At 72.9% G+C, this 26,151-nt stretch carries 25 protein-coding genes and 1 riboswitch; of the genes, 19 read left to right on the top strand and 6 right to left on the bottom strand.

Annotation, left to right across the window (positions count from 1 at the left end; genetic code table 11):
• Positions 1–187: 187 nt before the first annotated feature.
• A complete protein-coding gene (locus ABFY03_RS10925) occupies positions 188–589 on the bottom strand; it encodes a DNA-binding transcriptional response regulator (protein WP_319008059.1) in 402 nt (133 codons plus the stop codon).
• Between the two features lie 202 nt (positions 590–791).
• Between ABFY03_RS10925 and ctaE the strand changes: the two genes are divergently transcribed.
• The 6 genes from ctaE (at position 792) to ABFY03_RS10895 (ending at position 7,973) form a co-directional block, all read left to right on the top strand.
• Positions 792–1,412, top strand: a complete 621-nt coding sequence (gene ctaE / locus ABFY03_RS10920; protein ID WP_319008060.1) for an aa3-type cytochrome oxidase subunit III — start codon at positions 792–794, stop codon at positions 1,410–1,412.
• Between the two features lie 74 nt (positions 1,413–1,486).
• Positions 1,487–2,296: a cytochrome bc1 complex diheme cytochrome c subunit gene (gene qcrC, locus ABFY03_RS10915; protein ID WP_319008061.1), complete on the top strand. Its 810-nt coding sequence runs from the start codon at positions 1,487–1,489 to the stop codon at positions 2,294–2,296.
• The gene (qcrA, locus tag ABFY03_RS10910; RefSeq protein ID WP_319008062.1) at positions 2,293–3,345 is read left to right on the top strand and encodes a cytochrome bc1 complex Rieske iron-sulfur subunit; all 1,053 of its coding nucleotides are present in this window, start codon (positions 2,293–2,295) and stop codon (positions 3,343–3,345) included. The genes qcrC and qcrA overlap by 4 nt, the downstream gene beginning before the upstream one ends.
• The gene (gene qcrB / locus ABFY03_RS10905; RefSeq protein ID WP_319008063.1) at positions 3,342–4,967 is read left to right on the top strand and encodes a cytochrome bc1 complex cytochrome b subunit; all 1,626 of its coding nucleotides are present in this window, start codon (positions 3,342–3,344) and stop codon (positions 4,965–4,967) included. Before qcrA ends, qcrB begins: the two co-directional genes overlap by 4 nt.
• A gap of 130 nt (positions 4,968–5,097) precedes the next feature.
• Positions 5,098–6,162: an anthranilate phosphoribosyltransferase gene (gene trpD, locus ABFY03_RS10900; RefSeq protein WP_319008064.1), complete on the top strand. Its 1,065-nt coding sequence runs from the start codon at positions 5,098–5,100 to the stop codon at positions 6,160–6,162.
• Between the two features lie 85 nt (positions 6,163–6,247).
• Positions 6,248–6,364, top strand: a riboswitch (SAM riboswitch).
• Between the two features lie 205 nt (positions 6,365–6,569).
• On the top strand, positions 6,570–7,973 hold the full coding sequence (locus ABFY03_RS10895) for an aminotransferase class V-fold PLP-dependent enzyme (protein ID WP_346169785.1): 1,404 nt from the start codon (positions 6,570–6,572) through the stop codon (positions 7,971–7,973).
• Between the two features lie 69 nt (positions 7,974–8,042).
• On the opposite strand, the gene ABFY03_RS10890 is transcribed toward ABFY03_RS10895, so the two are convergent.
• Complete coding sequence (locus ABFY03_RS10890; protein ID WP_031006995.1) at positions 8,043–8,324, bottom strand: Lrp/AsnC family transcriptional regulator; 282 nt, start codon at positions 8,322–8,324, stop codon at positions 8,043–8,045.
• The gene (locus ABFY03_RS10885; protein WP_319008066.1) at positions 8,321–9,055 is read right to left on the bottom strand and encodes a rhomboid family intramembrane serine protease; all 735 of its coding nucleotides are present in this window, start codon (positions 9,053–9,055) and stop codon (positions 8,321–8,323) included. The genes ABFY03_RS10890 and ABFY03_RS10885 overlap by 4 nt, the downstream gene beginning before the upstream one ends.
• Before the next feature lie 160 nt (positions 9,056–9,215).
• Between ABFY03_RS10885 and ABFY03_RS10880 the strand changes: the two genes are divergently transcribed.
• The 5 genes from ABFY03_RS10880 (at position 9,216) to ABFY03_RS10860 (ending at position 14,666) form a co-directional block, all read left to right on the top strand.
• Complete coding sequence (locus tag ABFY03_RS10880; protein WP_031006997.1) at positions 9,216–9,458, top strand: hypothetical protein; 243 nt, start codon at positions 9,216–9,218, stop codon at positions 9,456–9,458.
• Positions 9,459–9,492: 34 nt separating this feature from the next.
• Complete coding sequence (locus ABFY03_RS10875) at positions 9,493–10,857, top strand: NYN domain-containing protein (RefSeq protein ID WP_346169784.1); 1,365 nt, start codon at positions 9,493–9,495, stop codon at positions 10,855–10,857.
• A gap of 265 nt (positions 10,858–11,122) precedes the next feature.
• Entirely contained in the window at positions 11,123–12,169 is a 1,047-nt protein-coding gene (locus ABFY03_RS10870) for a C40 family peptidase (RefSeq protein WP_319008068.1), read from the top strand.
• 187 nt (positions 12,170–12,356) lie between these two features.
• A complete protein-coding gene (locus ABFY03_RS10865; RefSeq protein ID WP_346169783.1) occupies positions 12,357–13,382 on the top strand; it encodes a C40 family peptidase in 1,026 nt (341 codons plus the stop codon).
• A 60-nt stretch (positions 13,383–13,442) separates the two neighbouring features.
• Positions 13,443–14,666: a hypothetical protein gene (locus tag ABFY03_RS10860; RefSeq protein WP_346169782.1), complete on the top strand. Its 1,224-nt coding sequence runs from the start codon at positions 13,443–13,445 to the stop codon at positions 14,664–14,666.
• Here ABFY03_RS10860 and ABFY03_RS10855 read toward each other — a convergent pair.
• Positions 14,654–15,202: a PadR family transcriptional regulator gene (locus tag ABFY03_RS10855; protein WP_346169781.1), complete on the bottom strand. Its 549-nt coding sequence runs from the start codon at positions 15,200–15,202 to the stop codon at positions 14,654–14,656. The two genes, ABFY03_RS10860 and ABFY03_RS10855, sit on opposite strands and share 13 nt — an antisense overlap.
• A 98-nt stretch (positions 15,203–15,300) precedes the next feature.
• On the opposite strand from ABFY03_RS10855, the gene ABFY03_RS10850 reads away from it, so the two are divergent.
• Positions 15,301–16,638, top strand: coding sequence for an MATE family efflux transporter (locus ABFY03_RS10850; RefSeq protein ID WP_319008072.1), 1,338 nt, complete (start codon positions 15,301–15,303; stop codon positions 16,636–16,638).
• On the opposite strand, the gene ABFY03_RS10845 is transcribed toward ABFY03_RS10850, so the two are convergent.
• The gene (locus ABFY03_RS10845; RefSeq protein WP_346169780.1) at positions 16,599–17,876 is read right to left on the bottom strand and encodes a glycosyltransferase 87 family protein; all 1,278 of its coding nucleotides are present in this window, start codon (positions 17,874–17,876) and stop codon (positions 16,599–16,601) included. The two genes, ABFY03_RS10850 and ABFY03_RS10845, sit on opposite strands and share 40 nt — an antisense overlap.
• A gap of 96 nt (positions 17,877–17,972) precedes the next feature.
• On the opposite strand from ABFY03_RS10845, the gene ABFY03_RS10840 reads away from it, so the two are divergent.
• Entirely contained in the window at positions 17,973–19,115 is a 1,143-nt protein-coding gene (locus ABFY03_RS10840; protein WP_319008074.1) for a glycosyltransferase family 4 protein, read from the top strand.
• A 64-nt stretch (positions 19,116–19,179) separates the two neighbouring features.
• Here the strand turns inward: ABFY03_RS10840 and ABFY03_RS10835 are convergent, their stop codons facing one another.
• On the bottom strand, positions 19,180–20,976 hold the full coding sequence (locus ABFY03_RS10835; RefSeq protein ID WP_319008075.1) for an AMP-dependent synthetase/ligase: 1,797 nt from the start codon (positions 20,974–20,976) through the stop codon (positions 19,180–19,182).
• A gap of 258 nt (positions 20,977–21,234) precedes the next feature.
• Here ABFY03_RS10835 and ABFY03_RS10830 point away from each other — a divergent pair, with 258 nt between their 5' ends.
• The 6 genes from ABFY03_RS10830 (at position 21,235) to ABFY03_RS10805 (ending at position 26,118) form a co-directional block, all read left to right on the top strand.
• Entirely contained in the window at positions 21,235–22,002 is a 768-nt protein-coding gene (locus ABFY03_RS10830) for a metallophosphoesterase family protein (RefSeq protein ID WP_319008076.1), read from the top strand.
• Between the two features lie 92 nt (positions 22,003–22,094).
• A complete protein-coding gene (locus ABFY03_RS10825; RefSeq protein WP_319008077.1) occupies positions 22,095–22,535 on the top strand; it encodes an SRPBCC family protein in 441 nt (146 codons plus the stop codon).
• A 31-nt stretch (positions 22,536–22,566) separates the two neighbouring features.
• Positions 22,567–23,733, top strand: a complete 1,167-nt coding sequence (locus tag ABFY03_RS10820; RefSeq protein ID WP_346169779.1) for an ArsA family ATPase — start codon at positions 22,567–22,569, stop codon at positions 23,731–23,733.
• A gap of 54 nt (positions 23,734–23,787) precedes the next feature.
• Positions 23,788–24,282, top strand: coding sequence for a DUF5304 domain-containing protein (locus tag ABFY03_RS10815; RefSeq protein WP_319008079.1), 495 nt, complete (start codon positions 23,788–23,790; stop codon positions 24,280–24,282).
• 67 nt (positions 24,283–24,349) lie between these two features.
• On the top strand, positions 24,350–25,291 hold the full coding sequence (locus ABFY03_RS10810; protein ID WP_319008080.1) for an ROK family glucokinase: 942 nt from the start codon (positions 24,350–24,352) through the stop codon (positions 25,289–25,291).
• A gap of 71 nt (positions 25,292–25,362) precedes the next feature.
• Complete coding sequence (locus tag ABFY03_RS10805) at positions 25,363–26,118, top strand: endonuclease/exonuclease/phosphatase family protein (RefSeq protein ID WP_346169778.1); 756 nt, start codon at positions 25,363–25,365, stop codon at positions 26,116–26,118.
• Positions 26,119–26,151: the final 33 nt, after the last annotated feature.

The following is a 26,151-nucleotide window of genomic DNA, read 5'->3' as shown; positions in this document are numbered from 1 at the left end:
GGCCCGCTCGTTCCTCACGGGCCTGCGCGCGCTCGGGGGTGTTCCCCCGGCGCGCCCTTCGGCTCACTCGCCAGGCGCTACGACCCCGCTGCCACGCCCCTGACGCCCCGCTCCTGCCGCTACGCCTGTCACGGCCTGGCGCCACGGTCCCGCCGCTACGACCCCGGCGCCCGGCCCCCCGCGGGGGTCACGCGTCGATCGAGAGGCGGGTGCGGAGCAGGGTCGCCAGGGACGCCGCGAACTCGACCGGTTCCACCGGAAGGGTGACCGCCGCGTCCGCGCGGCTCCAGGTGGCCAGCCAGGCGTCCTGCGGGCGGCCGATCAGCAGCAGCACCGGCGGGCAGTGGAAGATCTCGTCCTTGATCTGCCGGCAGACGCCCATGCCGCCCGCCGGGACGGCCTCGCCGTCCAGCACGCAGACGTCGATCCCGCCCTCGTCGAGCCGCTTCAGCACGGCCGGGAGCGTGGCGCACTCCACGAACTCCACCGGGGGCACGTCCGCCGCGGGCCGCCGCCCGGCGGCGAGCCGGACCTGCTCCCGGGTGTTCGCGTCGTCGCTGTAGACCAGGACCGTGGCACTCGACTGCATCGTTCCTCCGTCCGGAAGGCGGGCCGGCCGTCCTCGACCGGTGCGCGGGATGCTACTCCGCTCCACACCCCGTCAACACCCGTTCAACACCTGTTCGAAGGGTGTCGGGAGGGCCTCCGGATGGGCCGTTCGGGCAGGACACACCCCTCTGACACTCCGAACGGCACCCCCCGGAGTGAGGGCGGGATAAGCGACCGACATAATGTCGGTCGTGGCGACAGTAACGACAGTAGAAACCGGGCACGCGCACCCGTCGGTCAATCGACCGAACCTCACCAGCGTCGGAACCATCATCTGGCTGAGTTCCGAGCTGATGTTCTTCGCGGCCCTCTTCGCGATGTACTTCACCCTGCGATCGGTGACCGGTCCCGAGTTCTGGGCGGAAAAGGCCGCGGCCTTGAACTTCCCGTTCTCGGCGACCAACACCACGATCCTGGTGCTCTCCTCCCTGACCTGCCAGCTCGGCGTCTTCGCCGCCGAGCGGGGCGACGTGAAGAAGCTCCGGACGTGGTTCATCATCACGTTCGTGATGGGTGCGATCTTCATCGGCGGCCAGGTCCTGGAGTACACCGAGCTGGTCAAGCACGAGGGCCTCTCGCTCTCGTCGGACCCGTACGGCACGGTGTTCTACCTGACCACCGGCTTCCACGGCCTGCACGTGACGGGCGGTCTCATCGCCTTCCTGCTGGTCCTCGGCCGGACCTACGCCGCCAAGAGGTTCACTCACGAGCAGGCAACCGCCGCCATCGTCGTGTCCTACTACTGGCACTTCGTCGATGTCGTCTGGATCGGCCTCTTCGCCACGATCTACATGATCAAGTAGTCGGTCACCGCCCGACGCGGCGGACCGACATCCAGCAAGCATCGACGCAGAAGATCCTGACACCGGGGTAATCCGTGAAAAAGCTCTCCGCACGACGACGCCATCCGCTGGCGGCGGTCGTCGTCCTACTTCTCGCGCTGGCGGCCACGGGGGGGCTGTACGCCGCGTTCGCGCCCGCGGGCACGGCGAAGGCCGATGAAACCGCCCAGTCCCTCGCCATCGAGGAGGGCAAGAAGCTCTACTCCGTCGGCTGCGCCAGCTGCCACGGAACCGGCGGTCAGGGCACCACTGACGGCCCGTCCCTGGTCGGCGTCGGCTCCGCGGCCGTCGACTTCCAGGTCGGCACCGGCCGTATGCCGGCGCAGCAGCCGGGTGCCCAGGTCCCGAAGAAGAAGGTCATCTACACGCAGGCTGAGATCGATCAGCTCGCGGCGTACGTCGCCTCCCTCGGTGCCGGCCCCATCACGCCCAAGGAGGGCGAGTACAGCCCCGAGGGCGCCGACATCGCCAAGGGTGGCGAGCTGTTCCGCACCAACTGCGCGCAGTGCCACAACTTCACCGGTGAGGGTGGCGCGCTGACCCACGGCAAGTACGCCCCGTCCCTCGAGGGCGTCAGCCCGAAGCACCTCTACGAGGCCATGCAGACCGGCCCGCAGAACATGCCGTCCTTCCCTGACACGACCATGCCGGAGAAGGAGAAGAAGGACATCATCGCGTACGTGCAGGCCGTCAACGGCGACGAGACCCCCAGCCCGGGCGGCCTCTCGCTCGGTGGCCTCGGTCCCGTCTCCGAGGGCCTGTTCGCCTGGATCTTCGGTCTGGGTGCGCTGATCGCAGTTGCCATCTGGGTCGCGGCCCACACCGCTAAGGCCAAGAAGTCATGAGTACCCAAGAGATTCCTGAAGAGAACCTGCCGGCAGGGCAGGACACCGCGCACGGCGCGGTGAAGGTCGCGGACAACCCGTTCGCCGACCCGGGCCTTCCGCCCCACAAGCCGCGTGTCCAGGACATCGACGAGAAGGCCGCCCGGCGCTCCGAGCGCGCCGTCGCCTTCATGTTCGTGCTGTCGATGCTGGCCACCATCGGCTTCATCGCCTCGTACGTGATCTTCCCGGTCGACAAGAACGTGTACATCTGGCCCTTCGGCCACGTGTCCGCGCTCAACTTCGCGCTCGGCTGGACCCTCGGTCTCGCGCTCTTCTTCATCGGCGCGGGCGCGGTCCACTGGGCCCGCACCCTGATGTCCGACGTCGAGATCGCGGACGAGCGCCACCCGATGGAGGCGTCGCCCGAGGTCAAGGCGAAGGTCATGGCGGACTTCGCGGCCGGTGCCGCCGAGTCCGGCTTCGGCCGCCGCAAGCTCATCCGCAACACCCTCTTCGGCGCGCTGGCCCTGGTGCCGCTCTCCGGCGTGGTGCTGCTGCGTGACATGGGCCCGCTGCCCGAGAAGAAGCTCCGCAGCACGCTGTGGGCCAAGGGCAAGCTGCTCATCAACATGAACACGCACGAGCCGCTGCGTCCCGAGGACGTCGCCGTCGGTTCGCTGACCTTCGCGATGCCCGAGGGCCTCTCGGAGCACGACCACAACTTCCAGACCGAGATCGCCAAGGCCGCCCTGATGATCGTCCGGATCCAGCCGGAGGACATCAAGGACAAGCGCGAGCTCGAGTGGTCGCACGAGGGCATCGTCGCCTTCTCGAAGATCTGCACCCACGTCGGCTGCCCGATCTCGCTGTACGAGCAGCAGACGCACCACGTGCTCTGCCCGTGCCACCAGTCCACCTTCGACCTGTCCGACGGCGCCCGAGTCATCTTCGGCCCGGCCGGTCACGCCCTCCCGCAGCTGCGGATCGGCGTGAACGACAAGGGCTTCCTCGAAGCGCACGGCGACTTCGACGAGCCCGTCGGTCCCGCCTTCTGGGAGCGCGGATGAGCACTGTGACCAACACGCAGAAGAAGGCCCCCGCCGGTGAGCGGGTGGCCGACTGGGCCGACGGCCGCCTGGGGATCTACACGCTGGCCAAGGCCAACATGCGGAAGATCTTCCCGGACCACTGGTCCTTCATGCTGGGCGAGATCTGCCTCTACAGCTTCCTCATCATCATCCTGACGGGCGTCTACCTGACGATGTTCTTCCACCCGTCGATGAACGAGGTGGAGTACGCCGGCTCGTACGTCCCGCTCCAGGGACAGCTGATGTCCGAGGCGTTCAACTCGACCATGCACATCTCCTTCGAGGTGCGCGGTGGTCTGCTGATCCGGCAGATCCACCACTGGGCGGCGCTGATCTTCCTCGCCGGCATGTTCGTGCACATGATGCGCGTCTTCTTCACCGGCGCGTTCCGCAAGCCGCGTGAGATCAACTGGCTGTTCGGCTTCCTGCTGTTCTTCCTGGGCATGTTCACCGGCTTCACCGGTTACTCGCTCCCGGACGACCTGCTCTCCGGCACCGGTGTCCGCTTCATGCAGGGCGCGATCCTGTCCGTGCCGATCGTCGGCACCTACCTGTCGATGTTCCTCTTCGGCGGCGAGTTCCCCGGCGGCGACTTCGTGGCCCGGTTCTACTCGGCGCACGTGCTGCTGCTCCCCGGCATCATGCTGGGCCTGGTGGTCGCGCACCTCATCCTGGTGTTCGTCCACAAGCACACGCACTTCGAGGGCCCCGGCCGGACGAACAAGAACGTCGTCGGCATGCCGCTGCTGCCCGTGTACATGGCGAAGGCCGGAGGCTTCTTCTTCCTGGTCTTCGGTGTCATCGCGATCATCGCGGCGATCGCCTCGATCAACCCGATCTGGGCGCTCGGCCCGTACCGGCCGGACCAGGTGTCCACCGGCGCCCAGCCCGACTGGTACATGGGCTTCGCCGAGGGTCTGATCCGTGTCATGCCGGGCTGGGAGATCAACCTGTGGGGCCACACGCTGGTCCTGGGCGTGTTCATCCCGCTGGTGATCTTCCCGGTGGTCCTCGCGGCCATCGCGGTCTACCCGTTCATCGAGTCCTGGATCACCGGCGACAAGCGCGAGCACCACATCGCGCAGCGCCCGCGCAACGCTCCGACGCGCACCGCCTTCGGTGTCGCCTGGATCACCGCGTACATGATCATGCTCGTCGGTGGTGGAAACGACCTCTGGGCGACCCACTTCCACCTGTCGATCAACTCGATCACCTGGTTCGTGCGGATCTTCTTCTTCGTCGGCCCGGTCATCGCGTTCATCGTCACCAAGCGGATCTGCCTCGGCCTCCAGCGCCGGGACAAGGACAAGGTGCTGCACGGGCGCGAGTCCGGCATCATCAAGCGCCTGCCGCACGGTGAGTTCGTCGAGGTCCACGAGCCGCTCAGCCAGGGCGAGCTGTACAAGCTCACCGCGCACGAGCAGTACGCGCCCGCCGAGCTGCCGCCGGCCGTCGACGAGAACGGCGTCCAGCGGAAGATCGGCGCGATGGAGAAGCTCCGGGTCAAGCTCAACAAGGGCTACTACGGCGACGACAACCAGGTCGCCAAGCCCACCCAGGAGGAGTACAAGGAGATCCAGAGCGGCCACGGCCACCACTGATCCCCTCCTGACCTCCTGACGCAGGTCGCCACGGCGAGAGCCCCGTCCATTCGATGGACGGGGCTCTTTGCCGTACCCGGGGATCGCTAGGCTGGACCCGGTATCCGACCCACGATCATCAGGAGCTGCCATGAGCGCTGCGACCCCCGCTGGAGGACCTCCCACGGCGGGCCGCTCCTGGCCCGCCCTCCTGAACGGCCTCCTGGACGGGCGGGACCTGTCCGCCGACGACACGGCCTGGGCGATGGACCTGATCATGAGCGGCGAGGCGACCGACGCCCAGATCGCCGGCTTCATGGTGGCGCTGCGCGCCAAGGGCGAGACCGTGGAGGAGATCAGCGGCCTCGTCCGGACGATGTACGCGCACGCCAACACGATCGAGGTGCCGGGCCCGGCCGTCGACATCGTCGGCACCGGCGGCGACGGCGCCAAGACCGTCAACATCTCCACGATGGCCTCGATCGTCGTCGCCGGCACCGGCACCAAGGTCGTCAAGCACGGCAACCGGGCAGCCTCCTCCGCCTCCGGCTCCTCCGACGTCCTGGAGAAGCTCGGCATCAACCTCGGCCTCACCCCGCAGCGGGTCGCCGAGGTCGCCGAGGAGGCCGGCATCACCATCTGCTTCGCGGTGAGGTTCCACCCGTCGCTGCGGCACGTCGCGCCCGCCCGCGGCCAGCTCGGCATCCGCACCACCTTCAACGTGCTCGGCCCGCTCACCAACCCGGCCCGGGTGAAGGCGCAGGCCGTCGGCGTCGCCGACCCGAGGATGGCGCCGATCGTCGCCGGGGTGTTCGCCGAGCGCGGCAACTCCGCCCTGGTCTTCCGCGGCGACGACGGCCTGGACGAGCTGACGATCACCGGCACCTCCCGGGTCTGGGTGGTCCGCGACGGCTCCGTCCGCGAGGAGGTCTTCGACCCGAAGGACGTCGGGATCGCCTACGCCCCCCTGGAGGCGCTGCGCGGCGACGACGCCTCGTACAACGCCGACGTCGCCCGCCGGCTGCTGGCCGGCGAGACCGGTCCGGTACGGGACGCGGTGCTGCTCAACGCGGCGGCGGCGCTCACCGCCCTGGAGCCCGGCGAGGGCACCCTCGCGGAGCAGCTGCGGGCCGGGATGGCGCGGGCCGCCGCGTCGATCGACTCCGGCGCCGCCCGCGCGGCCCTCGACCGCTGGATCGCCGCCAGCAACGCCTGAGTTCCGCCGCGCGGTCCGCGCGACCCCGTTCCGGAATGCGGACGGGGTTGCGCGGACCGCGAGCGGTGGCATACGTTCGGCGACAGGTCATGAGTGACAGCCCTCAAGCCCCGGCTGGCTGTCCGGCAACCCTCCGTCCGTGGCGGGGTGCCCCGGGTGAAGACCAGGCCGTGGACAGCAAGGTCCTCGGCAAGCGCGGACCCCTGCGCCATCCCTGGGGTCCTGGTCCTCGAGGGAGCGGTCTCGTGAGCAAGCGAATGCGCTAGGGCCTCCGGCCCCTTTCCCACCTCCGTACGCCCCTTCCGTCGCGTACGTCGAGGTCGACACCCGTACGCGGTACGCCGTCTCGCGCTGCCCCCTGCGGGTCCTTCACGCCACTCGCGCCCGTCCCCCTGGGAGAAACCGCCATGCCCGCACGCCCGAACGCCGCCGCCACCGCCGTCGAGACCGCCCCCGCCGCCGAGTCCGACGCCTGCTGCACCGGCCCGCTGCCCGTCCTCGGCCGCGACGTCACCGTCCCGCTCGTCACCGGCGGCGAAGTCACCTACGCGGCCCTCGACTACGCGGCCAGCGCCCCCGCCCTCCAGCGGGTCTGGGACGACGTGGCCGCCTACGCCCCGTACTACGGCAGCGTCCACCGCGGCGCCGGCTACCTCTCCCAGCTCTCCACCGACCTCTTCGAGCAGAGCCGCGCCACCGTCGCCGACTTCCTCGACTGCCGCGACGGCGACCAGGTCGTCTTCACCCGCTCCACCACCGACTCGCTCAACCTGCTCGCCCAGGTGGTCCCCGCCGACTGCCAGGTCTTCGTCTTCGAGACCGAGCACCACGCCTCCCTGCTGCCCTGGCGGGACGCCCAGGTCACCTACCTCAACGCGCCCCGCACCCCCGCCCAGGCCGTCGAGACGCTGGAGCGGGCGCTCGCCGACCGTGACCCTCACGGTCCGGCCCTCGTCTGCGTCACCGGCGCCTCCAACGTGACCGGCGAGCTGTGGCCGGTGCGCGAGCTGGCCGCCGCCGCCCACGCGCACGGCGCCCGGATCGTCCTCGACGCCGCCCAGCTCGCCCCCCACCACCCGGTGTCCGTGAAGGACCTGGACGTCGACTGGGTCGCCTTCTCCGGGCACAAGCTGTACGCGCCCTTCGGCTCCGGCGTGCTCGCCGGCCGCGCCGACTGGCTCCAGGCCGCCGAGCCCTACCTGGCGGGCGGCGGCGCCTCCCGCACGGTGGCCCGCCGGGCCGACGGCGGCGTGGACGTCGAGTGGCACACCACCGCGGCCCGCCACGAGGCCGGCTCCCCGAACGTCATCGGCGTCTACTCCATCGCCTCCGCCTGCCGGGCGCTCACCGAGGCCGGCTTCGACACCCTCGTGGCCCGCGAGCGGTACCTCATCGAGAAGGTCCGCGAGGGGCTCGCCGCCGTGCCGGAGGTGAGGGTGCTCTCCCTGTTCGGGGACGACGCCCCGCGGGTCGGCGTCATCTCCTTCGTCGTCGACGGCTGGAACAGCTCGCACTTCGCCGCCGCCCTCTCCGCCGAGTACGGCATCGGCGTCCGCGACGGCCTCTTCTGCGCCCACCCGCTGGTCCGCACCCTGCTCGGCTCCGACGCCCAGGACCCGGGCGAGTGCGGCGCGCCCGAGCCGGCCGCCCCCGGTGAGCGGTCCCTCAACGCCATCCGGGTCAGCTTCGGCGCGGGTACGCCGGACGAGCACGTCGAGCGGTTCGTCGGCGCCGTGAAGGAGCTCGTCCGCGACGGCGCCCAGTGGAAGTACCGCACCGAGGACGGCCGCTGCGTCCCCGACCGCGGCTGATCGCTCACTCGTACGGGTGAAGGGGCCTCCCGACCGGGAGGCCCCTTCACCCATGTCACGCGTCCGGTGTCAGGACTCCAGACCGATGGCGAAGGCCGCCTCCAGGTCGTGCTGCGAGTAGGTGCGGAAGGCGACGTGCGTGTCGGTGGCCTCGACGCCCGGGATCTTGCTGATCCGGCCGGGGATGACCTCCGCCAGGTCGTCGTGGCGCGGCACCCGGACCATCGCGATGAGGTCGTACGTACCGGTCACCGAGAAGACCTCGCTGACGTTGTCGAGCGCGGCGATCGACTCCGCGATCTCGGGGATGCGGTCCACGCTGGTCTTGATGAGGACGATCGCGGTGATCACGGCTGGCTGTCTCCCTCGGTCGCCGCTGCTGGGGTTTTCACTCTATCCCCACCCCGGAACCGCACCCAGGCGTAGAGGAAGCCGACCGAGAAGCCCACGACGTGGGCCAGATAGGCGACCCCGGGGCCCGAGCCCGCGGTCCGCGCGGCCAGCCACTGGAGGGTGAACCAGAAGACCAGCACCGCCCAGGCCGGGAAGCGCAGCGGCAGGAAGAAGAGGAAGGGGAAGAGGCTGGTCACCCGGGAGCGGGGGAAGAGGAAGAGGAAGGCCCCGAGCACCGCGGAGATCGCGCCCGAGGCGCCGACCAGGGTCTGCTCGCTGTCCGCGTGCGCCATGGCGTACCCGAGCAGGGCCACGTAGCCGGTGCCCAGGTAGAAGAGGGCGAACTCGACGTGCCCCATCCGCTCCTCGGCCATCGCCCCGAAGACCCACAGGAAGAGCATGTTGCCGAGCAGATGGAGCCAGCCGCCGTGCACGAAGAGGGCGGTGAAGGGGGTGAGCAGGGCGTCCGGATCGCCCCGCATGAGCTCGGCCGGCACCACCCCCCACCGCCGGAAGTACGCGCTCTGCGCCGCGAGCACCTCGTCCCCGGTGCCGTGCGCCGGGTTCAGTCCGGAGACCGGGCTGACAATGAAGAGGAGACAGCAGGCGGCGATCAGTCCGTAGGTCACCGCGGGTCCGGTACGGATGCCCCGGAGGACGCCCAGGGCCGTGCCTCGCCAGTCGATCATGGACAGATCATGGCCCAGAAGGGACGAAGTGGACAGAGTGCCTCGCCGGGCCGGGCGCCCTCCGGTGAGGCCGTAGGGTTACGGGATCGAGCACCGCAGTCCGACGGCGCACCGCGGCTCCCGTACCTGGTACACCACGACAGGAAGAAGGACGGCAACCATGACGACGGTTCCCCTGCCGACGGACGAGACCCGCTGGCGCTGCACCCTCTGCGGCAACCTGACCCGCTTCGACGTGACCCGGTCCTCCAAGGTCGTCGAGTACGTCCATCTGGACCTGGCCGGGGAGCCCAAGGTCGAGGAGCGCGAGGTGCTCAGTGAGACCATCGAGTCGGTCCGCTGCCGCTGGTGCAACGCGGTGGACCAGATCGAACTGGTGGACAAGCCGGGCGTCGAGTCCTGACGGACGGCGCCGACGACAGTAGGGGTGACGGATCGTGGAGCAGTCCGCGCACGGTGACGAACCGGCCGGCGCGGCGGGTGACGCTGCCGAGACGCTCGACCATCCCCTGCCGGAGGGGGTACGGCGGCGGGTGATCGCGCTGGTCGCCGACGCCTTCGGCGGCCTGACCGTCGCCGAGCTGCCCGCCCCCCTGCGTCAGTACGCCCGCTTCACCGCCAGCCGGCGCGCCAAGTTCGCGGGCAACGCGATGGCGGCCGCGCTGGAGGGCGATCCGCTCTTCCGGCAGCGGATCGGCGAGCGGTTCCGGCAGACCCGGCCCGAGCTGGCGGGGGCCGTCGAGACCGGCACCCCGCCCGCCGCCGCCGACCCCGTCGACGTGGCCGCGGCGGCGTACGTGCTCCGCCCGCCGGGCTGGGCCAAGCTGGTGGCCGCCGCCGGCGAGGAGGTCCAGCGGGCCGACGCCGAACGCGCCGACGAGGCGGGCCGGCGCGAGCTGGAGCGGCTCCGCGAGGAGCTGGCCGCCGCCCGCGAACGGACCCGCGGCGAGACCGAGCAGCTCCGGCACGACCTGGAGGCCGCCCGCAAGGAAGCCGAATCGCTTCACCGCAAGCTGCGCAGCGCGCAGAGCGACGTGAAGCGGGGCGAGGCCGCGCTGCGCCGCGTGCAGGCCGAGAGCGAGGCCGCCCGTGCGGAGTCGGCGGCCCAGGTGTCCGCCGCGGAGAGCGAGTCGCGGCGGCTGAAGGCCCGGCTCGGCGAGGTCGAGGCGGCGCTGGAGGCGAGCCGCCGGGCGGCCCGCGAGGGGCGTTCGGTGGAGGACATGCGACTGCGGCTGCTGCTCGACACGGTGCTCGACGCGGCCCAGGGGCTGCGGCGCGAACTCGCCCTGCCGCCGGTGTCGGTGCACCCGGCGGACACCGTGGACGCGGTGGAGCCGGGGCGGATGTCGCCGAAGGACATCGCGACCCGCGCGCTGTCGGAGACCGATCCGGCCCTGCTGGACCAGCTGTTGACGCTGCCGCAGACGCATCTCGTCGTCGACGGCTACAACGTCACCAAGACCGGCTACCCGACGATGCCGCTGGAGAAGCAGCGGCTGCGGCTGCTCGGCGGGCTCTCCGCGCTGGCGGCCCGCTCGGGCGCCGAGGTCACCTGCGTCTTCGACGGGGCCGAGCTGGCCGCCCCGGTGCTGCTCGCGCCGCCGCGCGGGGTGCGGGTGCTCTTCTCCAAGCCCGGTGTCACGGCGGACGAGTTGATCCGTCAGCTGGTGCGGGCGGAGCCGCCGGGCCGGCCGGTCGTCGTGGTCTCCACCGACCGCGAGGTCGCGGACGGCGTCGCGAAGGCCGGTGCGCGGCCGGTGGCGTCGGCACTGCTCCTCAAGCGCCTTTCGCGGCTCTCGTAACGACTCGCCCGGGTCGCAACTCTTGGGTTCTATGCCCGATTTATGGACGGCGCACCGTCAAGTGCCCGTCACCGCCCGTGTGATGCGTGTAAATAAAGTGGTGCGTGGGCGAGATTTTTGCCATCGGGATTTGAACTGATCACAACTTGGTCACTAGGGTCGGGCCTCGAACCTTCGCGCGGTTGATCACCCACCCGGGCGATCCGTGGAGGAACCGCCTGCCCCTGACCGGCCGGGCGGCTCGAGGAAGAAGGAGCTCGCCTTCGTGGCGTCCCACCGTCGACCCAAGCAGCCGAGCCGCACCCGTGTGACCGTGCTCACCGCGACCGCGGCCGCCGCCGTCGCGCTCTCCGCCCAGACCGGAGCCCAGGCGGCCCCCAAGCCGAAGATCGACGAGGTCAAGTCGAAGGTCGACAAGCTCTACCACGAGGCCGAGGAGGCCACGGAGCAGCACAGCCTGGCCGAGGAGCGCCGCGGCAAGCTGCAGAAGGAGATCGGCCAGATCCAGGACCGGGTGGCGCGTGGTCAGCAGGAGCTGAACACCCTCCGGGACCAGATCGGTTCGGTCGCCAGCGCCCAGTACCGCTCCGGCGGCATCGACCCGGCGCTCCAGCTCTTCCTCTCCTCGAACCCGGACGACTACCTCGACAAGGCGTCCGCGATCGGCCGGGTCACCGACCAGCAGGCCGACGTTCTCGCCACCATCCAGGACAAGCAGCGCGCCCTCGCCCAGGAGCGTGCCGAGGCGACCGCGAAGCTCGCCGACCTGGAGGACGTGCGCAAGACCCTCGGCGAGAAGAAGAAGAAGATCCAGGGCAAGCTCGCGGAGGCCCGCAAGCTGCTCAACACGCTCACCGCCGAGGAGCGCGCCCGCATCCAGCAGCAGGAGCGGGCCGAGGCCGAGCGCGCCTCCCGCGCCGCCGCCCCCCGCCTCGACCTCGGCAACGAGGCCCCGGCCAGCGGCCTCGGCGCCGCCGCCCTCTCCGCCGCCGCCACCCAGCTCGGCAAGCCGTACGTCTCCGGCGCCGAGGGCCCCAACGCGTACGACTGCTCCGGTCTGACCATGTGGGCCTACCGCCAGGCCGGCGCCACGCTGACCCGCACCACGTACACCCAGCAGAACGACGGCGTGAAGATCGGCCGCAGCCAGCTCCGCCCGGGCGACCTGGTCTTCTTCAACGGCCTGTCGCACGTGGGCCTGTACGCGGGCAACAACACGATCCTGCACGCCCCGAAGCCGGGCGCCGTGGTCCGCTACGAGTCGATGAACTACATGGGAACGTTCCAGTTCGGCGTCCGCATCGGCGGCTGACCCGCCCGGCCGTGCCGCCCGAACGGGTGGTTCGCCGCACCCCGAGCTGACCTGACGCCCCGCCGGTGACCTTGTGATCTCCGGCGGGGCGTCATTTTGTGTGCCCGGCGCCTTCGTTGGACGCGGCCGGGGGAGCGGCTACTGTCTGCGGCGCCAGTCCGCACGAGCCGAACGGAGAGCGCGAGCCGTGGCCTCCCACCGCCGACCCGCCCGGGTCACCGTCCTGACCGCAGCCGCCGCGGCCACCGCGGCGGCCTCCCTCGGCGCGGTCCCCGCGACCGCCGACCCGGGCGCCGGCACCGAGGCCACCCGCGCCAAGGTCGACCGCCTGTACGAGGAGGCCGAGCGCGCCGCCGAGGGCTACAACCGGGCGGACGAGAAGGCCGACGCCCTGCGCCGCAAGGTCCGCCAGGCCCAGGACAGCCTCGCCCGGGGCCAGGAGCGCATCAACCGGATGCGGGGCGCGCTCGGCGCGCTCGCCGGCGCCCAGTACCGCTCCGGCGGCCTCGACCCCACCCTGGTCCTGCTGCTCTCCTCCGACCCGGACAGCTACCTCGCCCGGGCGTCCGCCCTCGACCGGGTCACCGCCCGGCAGAGCGCCGCCCTCACCGAGCTCCAGCGGGAGCGGCGCCGGCTCGACCAGGAGCGCGCCGAGGCCCGTACCGCCCTCGGCGAACTGGAGCGCAGCCGCGCCGAGGTGGCCCGCCACAAGCGGTCGGTGGAGCGGAAGCTCGCCGAGGCCCGCCGGCTCCTCGCCTCCCTCACCGCCGCCGAGCGCGCCGACTACGAGCGGGCCTCCCGCTCCGGCGGACGCGCCGGGGCCCCCGGTGAGGAGCTGCCGCCGCCCGCCGACCTCGGTCCGGCCGACTCGCGCGGCGCCGCCGCCGTGCTGGCCGCGCGCAGCGCCGTCGGCAAGCCGTACGTCTGGGGCGCGACCGGCCCCTCGGCCTTCGACTGCTCGGGGCTGATGGTCTGGTCGTACCGCCAGGCCGGGATCAGCCTGCCGCGCACCTCGGCCGCCCAGCGGTACGCCGGCCGGCAGGTGCCGCTCTCCCAGGCGCAACCCGGCGACCTCGTCACCTACCGGGGCGACGCCAGCCACGTCGGCATCTACGCCGGGAACGGGCAGGTCATCCACGCCCCCTACCCGGGCGCCCGGGTCCGCTACGACCCGGTGAACATGATGTCCCACGTGACGGTGACCCGGCTCTGAGCCGGCCGCCCCGCCGCTCCGGGAGGCGTGACCCCGTCACCCTTCCGTACGATCGGGGGCGTGGTGGAACAGGGGTGCGGCGCGCGACGGCCGGGGGGAGCGCTGCTCGCCCTGCTCCTCGCCCTCGCCGCCCTCGTCGGCTGCTCCACCGCCCCCCGGCCCGCCGACCCCGCCCTCCGCGAGGTCCAGGCCCTTCTCGACCGGCACGCCGAGGCCCTCCTCGACCGCGACGAGACCGCCTGGCTCGCCGCCGCCGACCCCGCCCACCGGGCGGCCGCCCTGACCGAGTTCCGCCGGCTCGCCGAGGTGCCGCTGGCCGGCTGGAGCTACCGGGTCACCGAGGTCGACCGGACCGGCGAGGGCCGGCTCACCGCCCGGGTGGAGCGCGGCCACCGCATCGAGGGGTACGACCGGGGGCCGCTGGACGCCGAGACGGTCATGGAGCTCGCGGAACGGGACGGGCGCTGGTACGTGACCGGGGAGCGGCCCGCGGAGGGCGCCCCGGTGCGGCTGTGGGAGCAGGGCGCGGTGGCCGCGGTGCGCGGAGACCGTTCGCTGGTGCTCGGCGTCGGCCAGGACCGGGAGCGACTGGCCGAGATCGCCCGGCTCGCCGACCGGGCGGTGCCGGCCGTCGACGCGGTGTGGAGCGAGGAGTGGCCGGGCCGGGTGCTCGTCCTCGTCCCCGCCTCGCTGGACGCGATGGGCGGACTGCTCGCGGTGGACGGTTCCCAGTACCGGGGGATAGCGGCCGTCACCACCGGCGAGACGGAGCGCCGGGCCACCTCGCCGGCGGACCGGGTGATCGTCAATCCGGAGGCGTACGGGGTGCTGGGCGCCTTCGGCCGGGAGCTGATCCTCACCCACGAGACCGTCCACGTCGCCACCCGCGCCCACACCACGCCGTCCACCCCGGTCTGGCTCTCCGAGGGCTTCGCCGACTGGGCCGCCTACCGGGGCTCCGGCCGGACGCCCGCCCAGGGCGCCCCGGAGCTGCGGCGGGCCGTGCGGGCCGGGGAGCTGCCCGCCGCCCTCCCCGAGGACGGCGACTTCGGCTTCGCCGGCGACTCCGAGGCGCTGGCCCGGGCCTACGAGACCGGCTGGCTGGTCTGCGCGATGATCGCCGACCGCTGGGGCGAGGAGCGGCTGACCGCCTTCTACCGGGAGGTGGGCGCCCATCCGGGCCGGGACGGCGCGGTGGAGAGCGCCCTGCGGAAGGTGCTGGACACGAGCCCGGAGGAGTTCACCGCCGCCTGGCGGGCCCACCTGCGGGATCAGCTCGGCTGACGCTCCGCCGCGCGGGCGTCGAGCTCGGCGAGGGCCTCGGCGAGCCAGGTCTTCTCCTCGGTGCCGGTCGCGCGGGCGATGCGGAGCATGCCGCGGCGGAAGAGGTCGGGCTCCCGCTCCACGGTGGCCGGGGCGCCGTCCTCGTAGAAGAAGCTGGCCGGGGTCAGCAGGAAGCTCTGCCGGCGGCGCAGGACGGCGGCCTGCTCGGCCGGGTCGGGCAGCAGGCCCAGGAAGGTCAGCACGGTGAAGAAGCGCTGGCCGTCGGTGATCTCGGCGTCCTTGGGGGAGCGGAGGCGGGCGAGCAGCGCGGCGCGGCCGTCGGGGGTGAGCGAGAGGGTGCGGCGGGGCGCGGCGCTGGTGCCGGGCTCGGTGCGGCTCTCCACCAGGCCCTGGTCGACGAGGCGGTTGATGGCCGGGTAGAGGGCGCCGTCGCTGACCGGGCGGACGTGGCCGCTGAGCGCCTGGATGCGCTCCTTCAGCTCGTAGCCGTGCAGCGGCCGCCCGTACAGGAAGCCCAGGATCGACAGTTCCAGCACCGGCCGTCCCCTCCTCGCGCTTGTCCTCGCTCCTCGCCGTATGCTACCTCTTTTCGAGGTGCCTCGAATCGAGGTACATCGTTTCGAGGGGGGTGGGTATGGAGGCTCAGCGGAGCCCTCACCGGGTGCTCGTCCGGCTCGGCGGGCCGGTCTATCTGGAGCTGCTCTCCGGGGTCGCCGCCGGGATCGTCAACATGGTCTGGGTCGCCCGGCTCGGCGGGGACGCGGTCGCCGCCGTCGCCCTCGCCGGCAACGTCGAGAACCTGCTGCTCGGCGTCGTCCTCATGGCCGGCTCCGGCACCACGGTGCTCGTCGCCCGGGCCCGCGGCGCCGCCGACCCCGGCGCCGTCCGCACCGCCGTCCGGGGCGGGGCCGCCCTGTGCGCCCTGCTCGTCCCGCCCGTCGCCCTCGGCGGCTGGCTGCTGCGCGAGCCCCTGGCCGCGCTCCTCCTCGGCGGCGCGGGCGGGGACGCGTACCGCCTCACCGTCGCCTATCTCGCCGTCTCGCTCCCCGGCACCGCCGTCTTCTTCGCCGGGCACGTCGTCGACGGCGTCCTCAAGGGCGCCGGCGACACCCGCACCCCCATGCGGCTCGCCCTCCTCGCCAACGGCCTGATCCTGGTCCTGGACCCGCTCCTCATCCACGCGTACGGGGTGCCGGGCGCCGCCCTCGCCACCCTCCTCGGCCGCTCGGCCGCCCTCGCCGCCGCACTGGCCGCGGTCCGCCGGAACCCGCTGCTCCGCGCCGCCCGGGCCACCGCGCCCGCCGGGAGCACCGCCGCCGCCCTGCGCCGGACCGCCGCCACCGGACTGCCGATGGCGGCCGACTTCACCGTCCGGATGGCCGGAGCGCTCGCGCTCGTCGCCGTCGTCGCCCGGCTCGGCGTGGCCGAGACCGCCGCCTACGGCATCGCCACCAAGGGCATGTACGTCGCCACCATGGCCTTCTACGCGGTCCGGCAGGCCGCCGCCATCCACACCGCGCACCTGCTCGGCGCCGCGGCGGGCGGACCAGGGCCCGTCGCCCGCGCCGCCGCCCTGCTCGGGGCGGCACTCGGCGCGGGCTTCGCCGCGGCGCTCTGGGCCGGCGCGGACGGGGTGATGCGGCTCTTCGGGGCCGGGCCCGAGGTGGCCGCGGCGGGCGCGCTCTTCCTGCGCTGCCTCGCCGGATACCTGCCGCTCCTGGGCGCGTACATCGCCGCCGCGGGGGTCTTCGAAGGCGCGGGGGCGAGCCCGTACCTGGCCAGGATCACCGTCGCAGGCGTCCTCCTCCAGCTGCCGCTCGCCCTCGCCCTCTCAGGGCTCGGGCTGCCCGGCGTCTGCCTGGCCATGACGCTCGCCATGGCCGCGCAGTGCGGGGCGCTGGCGGTGCTGCACCGCCGTACCGCCCGCGCCGCTCAGGCCGAGCCGGTCAGCACCTTCTCGCGCTCCGGCTGACCCTGCGGGACCGGGATGACCGTGCCGGCCTCGGTGACCGTGTGCTTCCACAGGATGCGGCAGGCCATCAGGGTCGCCGCGATCAGCAGGCCGTTGCGCAGGAACAGCACGCCGACGCCCAGCCAGTCGCTCTGCGTCACGTGCGAGAACCAGACCGGGAACTCGAACTGCGTCACCGCGGTCGCCCACAGGATCAGATACGCGGGCGTCCGCATCCGGCTCGACCGGTACACCAGGCAGACCGCCGCGAGACCGACCAGCCAGATCATGTACTGGGGAGAGATCACCCGGCTCGTCGCGGTGAAGAGCAGCACCGCGACGAAGGCCGCGTCCGCCACCGTCGAGGAGGTGAAGCGGCGCGCCCTGAACCGCCACAGCAGCAGCCAGCCGAAGGCGGCCACCGTCAGCGCCATCGCGCCCTTCGACACCCAGGAGACGCCCGGGCCGAGGAACTCGATCGAGCCGTAGTTCATCCGCGCCTCGCCGTCCCAGCCGAAGTGCCGGGCCACGTGGAAGACCATCGCGCCCAGCGACTCCACCTCCGTGCCCCGCTCGCTCTGGAACGAGAGGAAGGCCAGCGAGCCCGGCATCCAGGCCATGCACAGCACCAGCACGCCCACCGCGGTACCGGCCGCCGTCGGCCAGGAGCGCCAGGTCGCCCGGCCCTTCGGGGTGCCCGCGAGGAGCAGCGCCGGCCACACCTTCAGCGCCGCGCCGAAACCGGCGAGCGCGCCGAGCACGCGCGGGCTGCGGATGGCCGCGAGCAGCCCCGCCACGGCGACGGCGGTGACCATGATGTCGTAGCGGGCGTACGCGGTCGGGCCCATCAGCGGCACCGCCGCCAGCCACAGCCAGGCGCCCCGCATCGACCGTCCCGGCCGGCCGCCCGTGTGCACCAGGAGCCCGAAGACCACGGCGTCGCAGAGGAAGGCCAGCACGAAGAAGGCGGCCGAGTAGTTCAGGAACGGCAGCAGGACGGGGGAGAGGATCGCGAGGGCGGCGGCCGGCGGGTACTGCCAGGTGACGTCGTCCTGCGGGTACGTGCCGGTCTTCAGGACCTCGTACCAGCTCTGGTAGATCTGCTCCACGTCGCTGGTGACGTCCGGGCCCGGCACCACCACGATCTTGAAGACGCACACCAGGAGGATGATCCTGGTCAGTGCCCACAGGCCGAGCGGGAGACGCAACTCCCGCAGCCGCCCAGCCGTGCGCGAGCCGATCCCCACTGCGCCCGTCATACCTGTCCTGTTCCTGTCCTGTCGGTCCGCTCGCGCGGAGGGGGGTGGTGCCGGGCGTAGGGTGCGATCGCGTGCCATCACGTACTGTCTGTCACGATGCACAAGACCCTGATCGTAACGAACGACTTCCCGCCGCGTCCCGGCGGAATCCAGGCGTTCCTGCACAACATGGCGTTGCGACTGGACCCCGACCGGCTCGTGGTCTACGCCTCCACGTGGAAGCGAGGCCGCGAAGGGGCGGAGGCCACCGCTCTGTTCGACGCCGAACAGCCTTTCACGGTTGTCCGGGACCGCACCACCATGCTGTTGCCCACACCACGCGTCACCGCCCGGGCGACCGCGCTGCTGCGGGAACACGGCTGTGAGTCGGTCTGGTTCGGCGCCGCGGCGCCGCTCGGGCTGATGGCCCCCGCGCTCCGCCGGGCCGGTGCGAAGCGGCTGGTCGCCACCACCCACGGGCACGAGGCCGGCTGGGCGCAGCTGCCCGCCGCCCGGCAGCTGCTGCGGCGGATCGGCGAGGGCACGGACACGATCACCTACCTCGGCGAGTACACCCGCACCCGGATCGCGTCCGCCCTCACCCCGGCCGCCGCCGCCCGCATGGTGCAGCTGCCGCCGGGCGTCGACGAGAAGACCTTCCACCCCGGCTCCGGCGGCGACGAGGTCCGCGCCCGGCTCGGCCTCACCGACCGCCCGGTCGTGGTCTGCGTCTCCCGGCTCGTCCCCCGCAAGGGCCAGGACACCCTGATCCGGGCGCTGCCCCGGATCCTGCGGGAGGTGCCGGACGCGGTCCTGCTGATCGTCGGCGGCGGCCCGTACGAGAAGGACCTGCGGCGTCTCGCCGCCGAGACCGGCGTCGCCGGCTCGGTCCGCTTCACCGGCGCCGTCCCCTGGTCGGAGCTCCCGGCCCACTACGGCGCCGGCGACGTCTTCGCCATGCCCTGCCGCACCCGCCGCGGCGGCCTCGACGTCGAGGGGCTCGGGATCGTCTACCTGGAGGCGTCCGCGACCGGCCTGCCGGTCGTCGCCGGCGACTCCGGCGGCGCCCCCGACGCCGTCCTCGACGGCGAGACCGGCTGGGTCGTGCGCGGCGAGTCCGCCGAGGACACCGCCGACCGCGTCACCACCCTCCTCCTCGACCCGGACCTGCGCGCCCGCATGGGCGAGCGAGGCCGGTCCTGGGTGGAGGAGAAGTGGCGCTGGGACCTGCTCGCGGAGAAGCTCAGGGAGCTGCTGTAGGGACTCCCCGCGGGGACGGGAAGGGGGCCCGGCGCACCGGCGCCGGGCCCCCTTCCACTGCCCGCTACTTGGCGTAGATCGCCTCGATCTCGTCCGCGAAGTCCTTCGCCACCACGTTCCGCTTCAGCTTCAGCGACGGGGTGATGTGGCCCGCCTCCTCGGTGAACTGGGAGGCGAGGACGCGGAACTTGCGGACCGACTCCGCCTTCGAGACGGCCGCGTTGCCGTCGTCGACCGCCCGCTGCACCTCGGCCAGCAGCTCCGGGTCCTCTCGGAGCGTCGCCGCGGTGGTGCCGGCCGGCTTGCCGTGCTCGGAGGCCCAGCGGCCCAGGAACTCCTCGTCGAGGGTGACCAGCGCGCCGACGAACGGGCGCCCGTCGCCGACCACCATGCACTCCGCCACCAGGGCGTGGGCGCGGATCCGGTCCTCGATGACCGCCGGCGCGACGTTCTTGCCGCCCGCCGTCACCAGGATCTCCTTCTTCCGGCCGGTGATCGCCAGGTAGCCGTCCTCGTCGAGGGTGCCGATGTCGCCGGTGTGGAACCAGCCGTCCGCCAGCGCCTCGGCGGTCGCCGCCTCGTTGTTCCAGTACCCGGTGAAGACGTGCTCGCCGTGCAGCAGCACCTCGCCGTCGTCCGCGATCCGCACCACCGAGCCCGGCAGCGGCTGGCCGACCGTGCCGATCTTCGGGCGGTCCCACGGGTTGAAGGCGGTGGCCGCGCACGACTCCGTCAGGCCGTAGCCCTCCAGGACGGTGAAGCCGATGCCGCGGAAGAAGTGGCCGAGCCGCTCGCCCAGCGGCGCGCCGCCGGAGATCGCGTACTCGCCCCGGCCGCCGAGCACCGCCCGCAGCTTCGAGAAGACCAGCTTGTCGAAGAGCCTGTGCTTGAGCCGCAGGCCGAAGGAGGGGCCCTGGGGGGTGGCGAGCGCGCGGCTGTAGGCGATGGCCGTGTGCGCGGCCTTGTCGAAGATCTTGCCCTTGCCGTCGGCCTGCGCCTTGGCCCGCGCCGAGTTGTAGACCTTCTCGAAGACGCGCGGCACGCCCAGGATCAGCGTCGGCCGGAAGGAGGCCAGCTCGTCCGTGAGGGTCTTGATGTCCGGGAGACAGCCCAGCCGGATCGGGGCCATCACCGAGGCCACCTCGATGAGCCGGCCGAAGACGTGCGCCGCCGGGAGGAAGAGCAGCACCGACGACTCGCCGGTGCGGAAGAGCGGCTTCAAACGCTCCACCACGTTGCCGCACTCGGCGAAGAACGCCCGGTGGGTCAGCACGCAGCCCTTGGGGCGGCCCGTCGTGCCCGAGGTGTAGACGATGGTCGCCGGGTCGTCCGCGTTCGCCGCCGACATCCGGGCGTCCAGGGTCTCGTCGGAGACCTCCGCGCCGGAGGCGGTCAGGGCGGCGATCGCGCCGTCCTCGATCTGGTACAGGCCCCGGAGCGCGGGCAGCTCGCCGCGGACGGACTCCAGGGACGCCTGGTGCGCCGCGGACTCCACGACCGCGAGGGAGGCGCCCGAGTCGCCGAGGATCCACTGGATCTGCTCCGGCGAGCTGGTCTCGTACACCGGCACGGTCACCGCGCCGGCGCTCCAGATCGCGAAGTCCAGGAGCACCCACTCGTAGCGGGTACGGGAGAGCAGCGCGACGCGGTCGCCCACCCCGACCCCGGCCGCGATCAGACCCTTGGCGACCCCGCGCACCTCGGCGAGGAACTCCACGGCGGTGACGTCGGTCCACCCGCCGTCGGTCTTGCGGGCCATCACGGCGACATCTGGGTGCTGGGAGGCGTTGCGGCGGATGAGATCCGTCAGGTTGCCGTCCGAAGGGACCTCGTACAGGGCCGGAAGGCTGAACTCGCGCAAGACTGCTGCTCCTCATCGGGCTCCGGTGCCACGGCTCTGTGTGATGCACCGGTGCGGTCCATGATCGGGCAGGTGCTCGGTGGGGGTGAGCACGACTGTGGACTGCCCGGACGTTACCCACCAGTACGTGGTTCCCGATAGGGGGTCCCGGTCAGATGTTCCGTGCGTCACACCAGCGTGACGCTCGTCTCCGCACAGTAATCCACAGCTTTCCCGACTCCCAAGTAACCGCAGGTCCGACGCCCTAAGGTGGGGCCCATGCGAGTCCACGTGGTCAGCGACGTGCACGGCAACTCCGGCGCCCTCGCCAGGGCGGGGGACGGCGCCGACGCCCTCATATGCCTCGGCGACCTGGTCCTCTTCCTCGACTACGCCGACCACAGCCGGGGCATCTTCCCCGACCTCTTCGGCGTGGCGAACGCCGACCGGATCGTCGAGCTGCGCACCGCCCGCCGCTTCGACGAGGCCCGCGACTTCGGCCGCAGCCTCTGGGCCGGCCTCGCCGTCGACCGCGCGACCGCCATCGAGGCCGCCGTGCGCCGCCAGTACGCCGAACTCTTCGCCGCCTTCCCCACCCCCACCTACGCCACCTACGGCAACGTCGACATCCCCACCCTCTGGCCCGAGTACGCGGCCCCCGGCACCACCGTCCTCGACGGCGAGCGGATCGAGCTCGGCGGCCTCGTCCTCGGCTTCGTCGGCGGCGGCCTGCACTCGCCGATGAGGACCCCGTACGAGATCTCCGAGGAGGAGTACGCCGCCAAGGTCGAGGCCCTCGGCGAGGTCGACATCCTCTGCTCCCACATCCCGCCCGAGGTCCCCGAGCTGACCTACGACACCGTCGCCCGCCGCTTCGAGCGCGGCAGCACCGCCCTCCTCGACGCCATCCGACGCACCCGCCCCCGCTACGCCCTCTTCGGCCACGTCCACCAGCCGCTGGCCCGCCGGATGCGGATCGGCGCCACCGAATGCGTCAACGTCGGGCACTTCGCGTCCACCGGCCGCCCCTTCGCCCTGGAGTGGTGACGGGCCCGGCACGGGGGCGCGATAGCCTTCCACCGGCACGTGTCCGTGCCCTCACGACTTCCGCCGGACCGCACAGTGGAGGAGCCACCGCGATGGCCGAACACACCAGCTCGAGCATCACCATCGAGGCGGCACCGGCCGACGTCATGGGTGTGATCGCCGACTTCGCCCGCTACCCCGACTGGACCGGCGAGGTCACCCAGGCCGAGGTCCTCTCCACCGACGAGGCCGGCCGCGCCGAGAAGGTCCGCCTCGTCCTCGACGCCGGCGCCATCAAGGACGACCACACCCTCGCCTACACCTGGACCGGCGCCCACGAGGTCAGCTGGACCCTGGTCAAGTCCCAGATGCTCCGCTCCCTCGACGGCTCCTACCGGCTCACCCCGCTCGCCGGCGACCGCACCGAGGTCACCTACCAGCTCACCGTCGACGTCAAGATCCCCATGCTGGGCATGATCAAGCGCAAGGCCGAGAAGGTCATCATCGACCGCGCCCTCGCCGGCCTGAAGAAGCGCGTGGAATCCGGCGCCTGAGCCATGGCGGGGCCGCGATAGCGTCACCCGCATGCGGATCATCCTCGTCACCGGAACCGGCGGCGCCGGGCGCACCACGGTCGCCACGGCGACCGCCCTCGCCGAGGCCCACGCGGGCCGCCGCGTGCTGCTCGTGCCCGGCGACACCGACCCGGCGTCCACCGGACCCGCCGCGGACGCGGCCGCCGCCGCGGGCCCCGGGACCCTCACCGTCCTGCGGCCCGACCCCGCCGGGGACTTCCGGCGCGAGTTCCTCGCCCTCCAGGCCCGCTCGCAGACCGCCCTCGACCTCCTCGGCGCCGCGCCGTTCGAGGACGCCGAACTCACCGAACTGCCCGGCAGCCGCCCGTTCGCCCTGCTCCGCGCGGTACGCGAGGCCGCCACCGGCGACCACGACCTCGCCGTCGTCGACCTGCCGCCGCTCCACGAGGCCCTGAGCGTCCTCGCCCTCCCCGGACAGCTCCGCCGCTATCTGCGCAGGCTGCTGCCGCCCGAGCGGCAGGCCGCCCGCGCGCTCCGCCCCATGCTCGCCCAGCTCGCCGGCGTCCCCATGCCCGCCCAGTGGCTGTACGAGACCACCGCCCGCTGGGAGCACGAGCTCGCCGCCGTCCAGGCCGCCGTCGAGGCCCCCGGCACCACCGTCCGGCTCGTCGTCGAACCCGGCCCGGCCGCCGCCACCGCCCTCCGCGACGCCCGCCTCGGCCTCGCCCTGCACGGCCTCGCCCTCGACGCCGTGATCGCCAACCGGCTGCTCCCCGCCGCCTCCGAGGACCCCTGGCTGGCCGCCCTCACCACCCAGCAGCACCGGCACCTGGAGACCCTCCGCGCCGACGCCGGCGACCTGCTGCACGAGCTGCCGCACCTCGGCCGCGACCCGCGCGGCCCCGAGGACCTCGCCCTGCTCGCCGCCGTACGCCCCGGCCTCCCGCCCGTCCCCGCGCCCGCGCCGACCGTCGAGGACCGGCGCGCGGAGGACGGCGTGCTCGTCTGGCACCTGCCGCTGCCCGGCGCGGTCAAGGCGGAGCTCTCCCTCGTCCGCAGGGGTGACGAACTGCTGCTCGGCGTGGGCCCCTTCCGCCGCGCCCTGCCCCTCCCGCCCGCCCTGCGCCGCTGCACCGTCACCGGCGCGGGCCTCGTCGACGGCGATCTCGCGATCCGCTTCGCCCCCGACCCCGCACTCTGGCCCAAGCCCTCCTGACCGGCGCCCCCGGCGTGTACCGTCGAAGGGAGGGAAGCGACGGAGGAGTACGCCATGAGCAGCGATTCGGACGCCTGGGCCAAGGCGTGCGCCGAGGACCTGGAGGCGGAGAAGGCCCGCCGCCGTGCGGAGCACGGTGCGGAGCCCGGCTCGCCCGCCGAGGAGTTCCGCAAGCTCTTCGAGGCCGTCGCCGAGAAGCTGACCGGCGGACTCGGCGCCGCGGCCCCGCTGTTCGGCGGGCAGGCCGCCGGTGCCGCCGCCCAGGCCGCCGAGACCGTCAAGGGCCTCGTCAACCAGGCGAAGGCGGCCGTCGAGCCGGTCATCGAGCGCAACCCGGAGGTCTTCGACCACCTCGCCGCCGCGGGCAGCGAACTCCTCGCCGCCTACCGCTCGGCCGTCGAGGGACACGAGACCCGCTGGACCCGCGGCCCGGACCTCGACGAGGACGACCCCCGCCGGGCCGCCGAGACCCCCCGCGAGCCCGACGCGGAGGACCGCGAGGACGGCGGCGACGGCCCCGTCACCGGCCGCCCCATCGACCTGGACTGATCGGTACGGCCCCTCCCCTCGGGTACGGTGGGCCCTAGCGGGGCTCGACCGAAAACTGAGGGACTTCATGGGACTCACCATCGGCGTCGACATCGGCGGCACGAAGATCGCGGCCGGTGTGGTCGACGAGGAGGGCAGCATCCTCGACACCCACACGGTGCCCACGCCGCCGACCCCCGAAGGCATCGTCGACGCCATCTGCGCGGCCGTCTCCGAGGCCGGCAAGGGCCACCAGATCGAGGCCGTCGGCATCGGCGCGGCCGGATACGTCGACGACAAGCGCGCCACCGTCCTCTTCGCGCCGAACATCGACTGGCGGCACGAGCCGCTCAAGGACAAGGTCGAGCAGCGCGTCGGCCTGCCCGTCGTCGTCGAGAACGACGCCAACGCCGCGGCCTGGGGCGAGTACCGCTTCGGCGCCGGCCAGGGCCACGAGGACGTCATCTGCATCACCCTCGGCACCGGCCTCGGCGGCGGCATCATCATCGGCAACAAGCTGCGCCGCGGACGCTTCGGCGTCGCCGCCGAGTTCGGGCACATCCGGGTCGTCCCCGACGGCCTGCTGTGCGGCTGCGGCAGCCAGGGCTGCTGGGAGCAGTACGCCTCCGGCCGCGCCCTCGTCCGGTACGCCCGGCAGCGCGCCGCCGCCACCCCCGAGAACGCCGAGGTCCTCCTGTCGCTCGGCGACGGCACCCCCGAGGGCGTCCAGGGCAAGCACGTCAGCGAGGCCGCCCGCGCGGGCGACCCGGTCGCCATCGACTCCTTCCGCGAACTGGCCCGCTGGGCCGGCGCCGGCCTGGCCGACCTCGCCTCGCTCTTCGACCCGTCCGCCTTCATCGTCGGCGGCGGCGTCTCGGACGAGGGCGAGCTCGTCCTCGACCCCATCCGGAAGTCCTTCCGGCGCTGGCTGATCGGCGGCAGCTACCGCCCGCACGCCCAGGTCCTCGCCGCCCAGCTGGGCAACAAGGCCGGCCTGGTCGGCGCCGCGGACCTGGCCCGCCAGGGCTGACCCCCGCGCCATCCGGTCGATGCCCGCCGCGCCCTCTGGGGCGGGGCGGGCATCCGGCCTATGTTGGGCCCATGGCCCTCGACGCGACCGGCGCGCTGCCCGCCTCCCGTACCGAGCCGGACGGCTCGGCCGTGGTCCGGATCCTCAGCTACAACATCCGCTCGATGCGCGACGACGAGGACGCCCTCGCCCGGGTCATCAGGGCCTGCGCGCCCGACGTCGTCCTCGTCCAGGAGGCGCCGCGCTTCTTCCGCTGGCGCAAGCACGCGGCCCGGCTCGCCGCCAAGAGCGAACTGGTCATGCTCTCCGGCGGCGCCACCGCGGCCGGGCCGCTGCTGCTCTGCTCCCTGCGGGCCACCGTCGAGCGGACCGAGGACGTGCTCCTGCCGCTCACCCCCGGCCTGCACCGGCGCGGCCTCGCCACCGCCGTCGTCCGCTTCGGCGCGGTCCGGCTGGGCCTGGTCAGCTGCCATCTGAGCCTGCGCGAGGACGAGCGGTACGCCCAGGCCGGCCTGGTCCTCGACCGGGTCGCCGCGCTGGACACCCCGTACACGGTCGTCGCCGGCGACCTCAACGAGCGCCCCGGCGGCCCGGCCTTCACCCGGCTCACCCGGACGCTCCGCGACGGCTGGGAGACCCGCCCCTGGGGCACGGAGCACACCTTCCCGGCCACCGCCCCGGGCGCCCGCGTCGACGCGATCCTGGCGACGGACGCCGTCGAGTTCCTCGGCTGCGGCGTCCCCCCGGCCCTCACCCCCACCGACCTGACCGCCGCCACCGATCACCTCCCGGTGCTGGCGGCGGTCCGCCTCCCGGCCCCGGCCTGACGGCCGGCCGGACCACGGTCCCGGCGGACGGGG

The sequence above is a fragment of the Streptomyces roseofulvus genome (genome assembly GCF_039534915.1).
GTDB classification, from domain to species: domain Bacteria; phylum Actinomycetota; class Actinomycetes; order Streptomycetales; family Streptomycetaceae; genus Streptomyces; species Streptomyces roseofulvus.
This window is presented reverse-complemented; position numbering and strand designations above follow the sequence as displayed.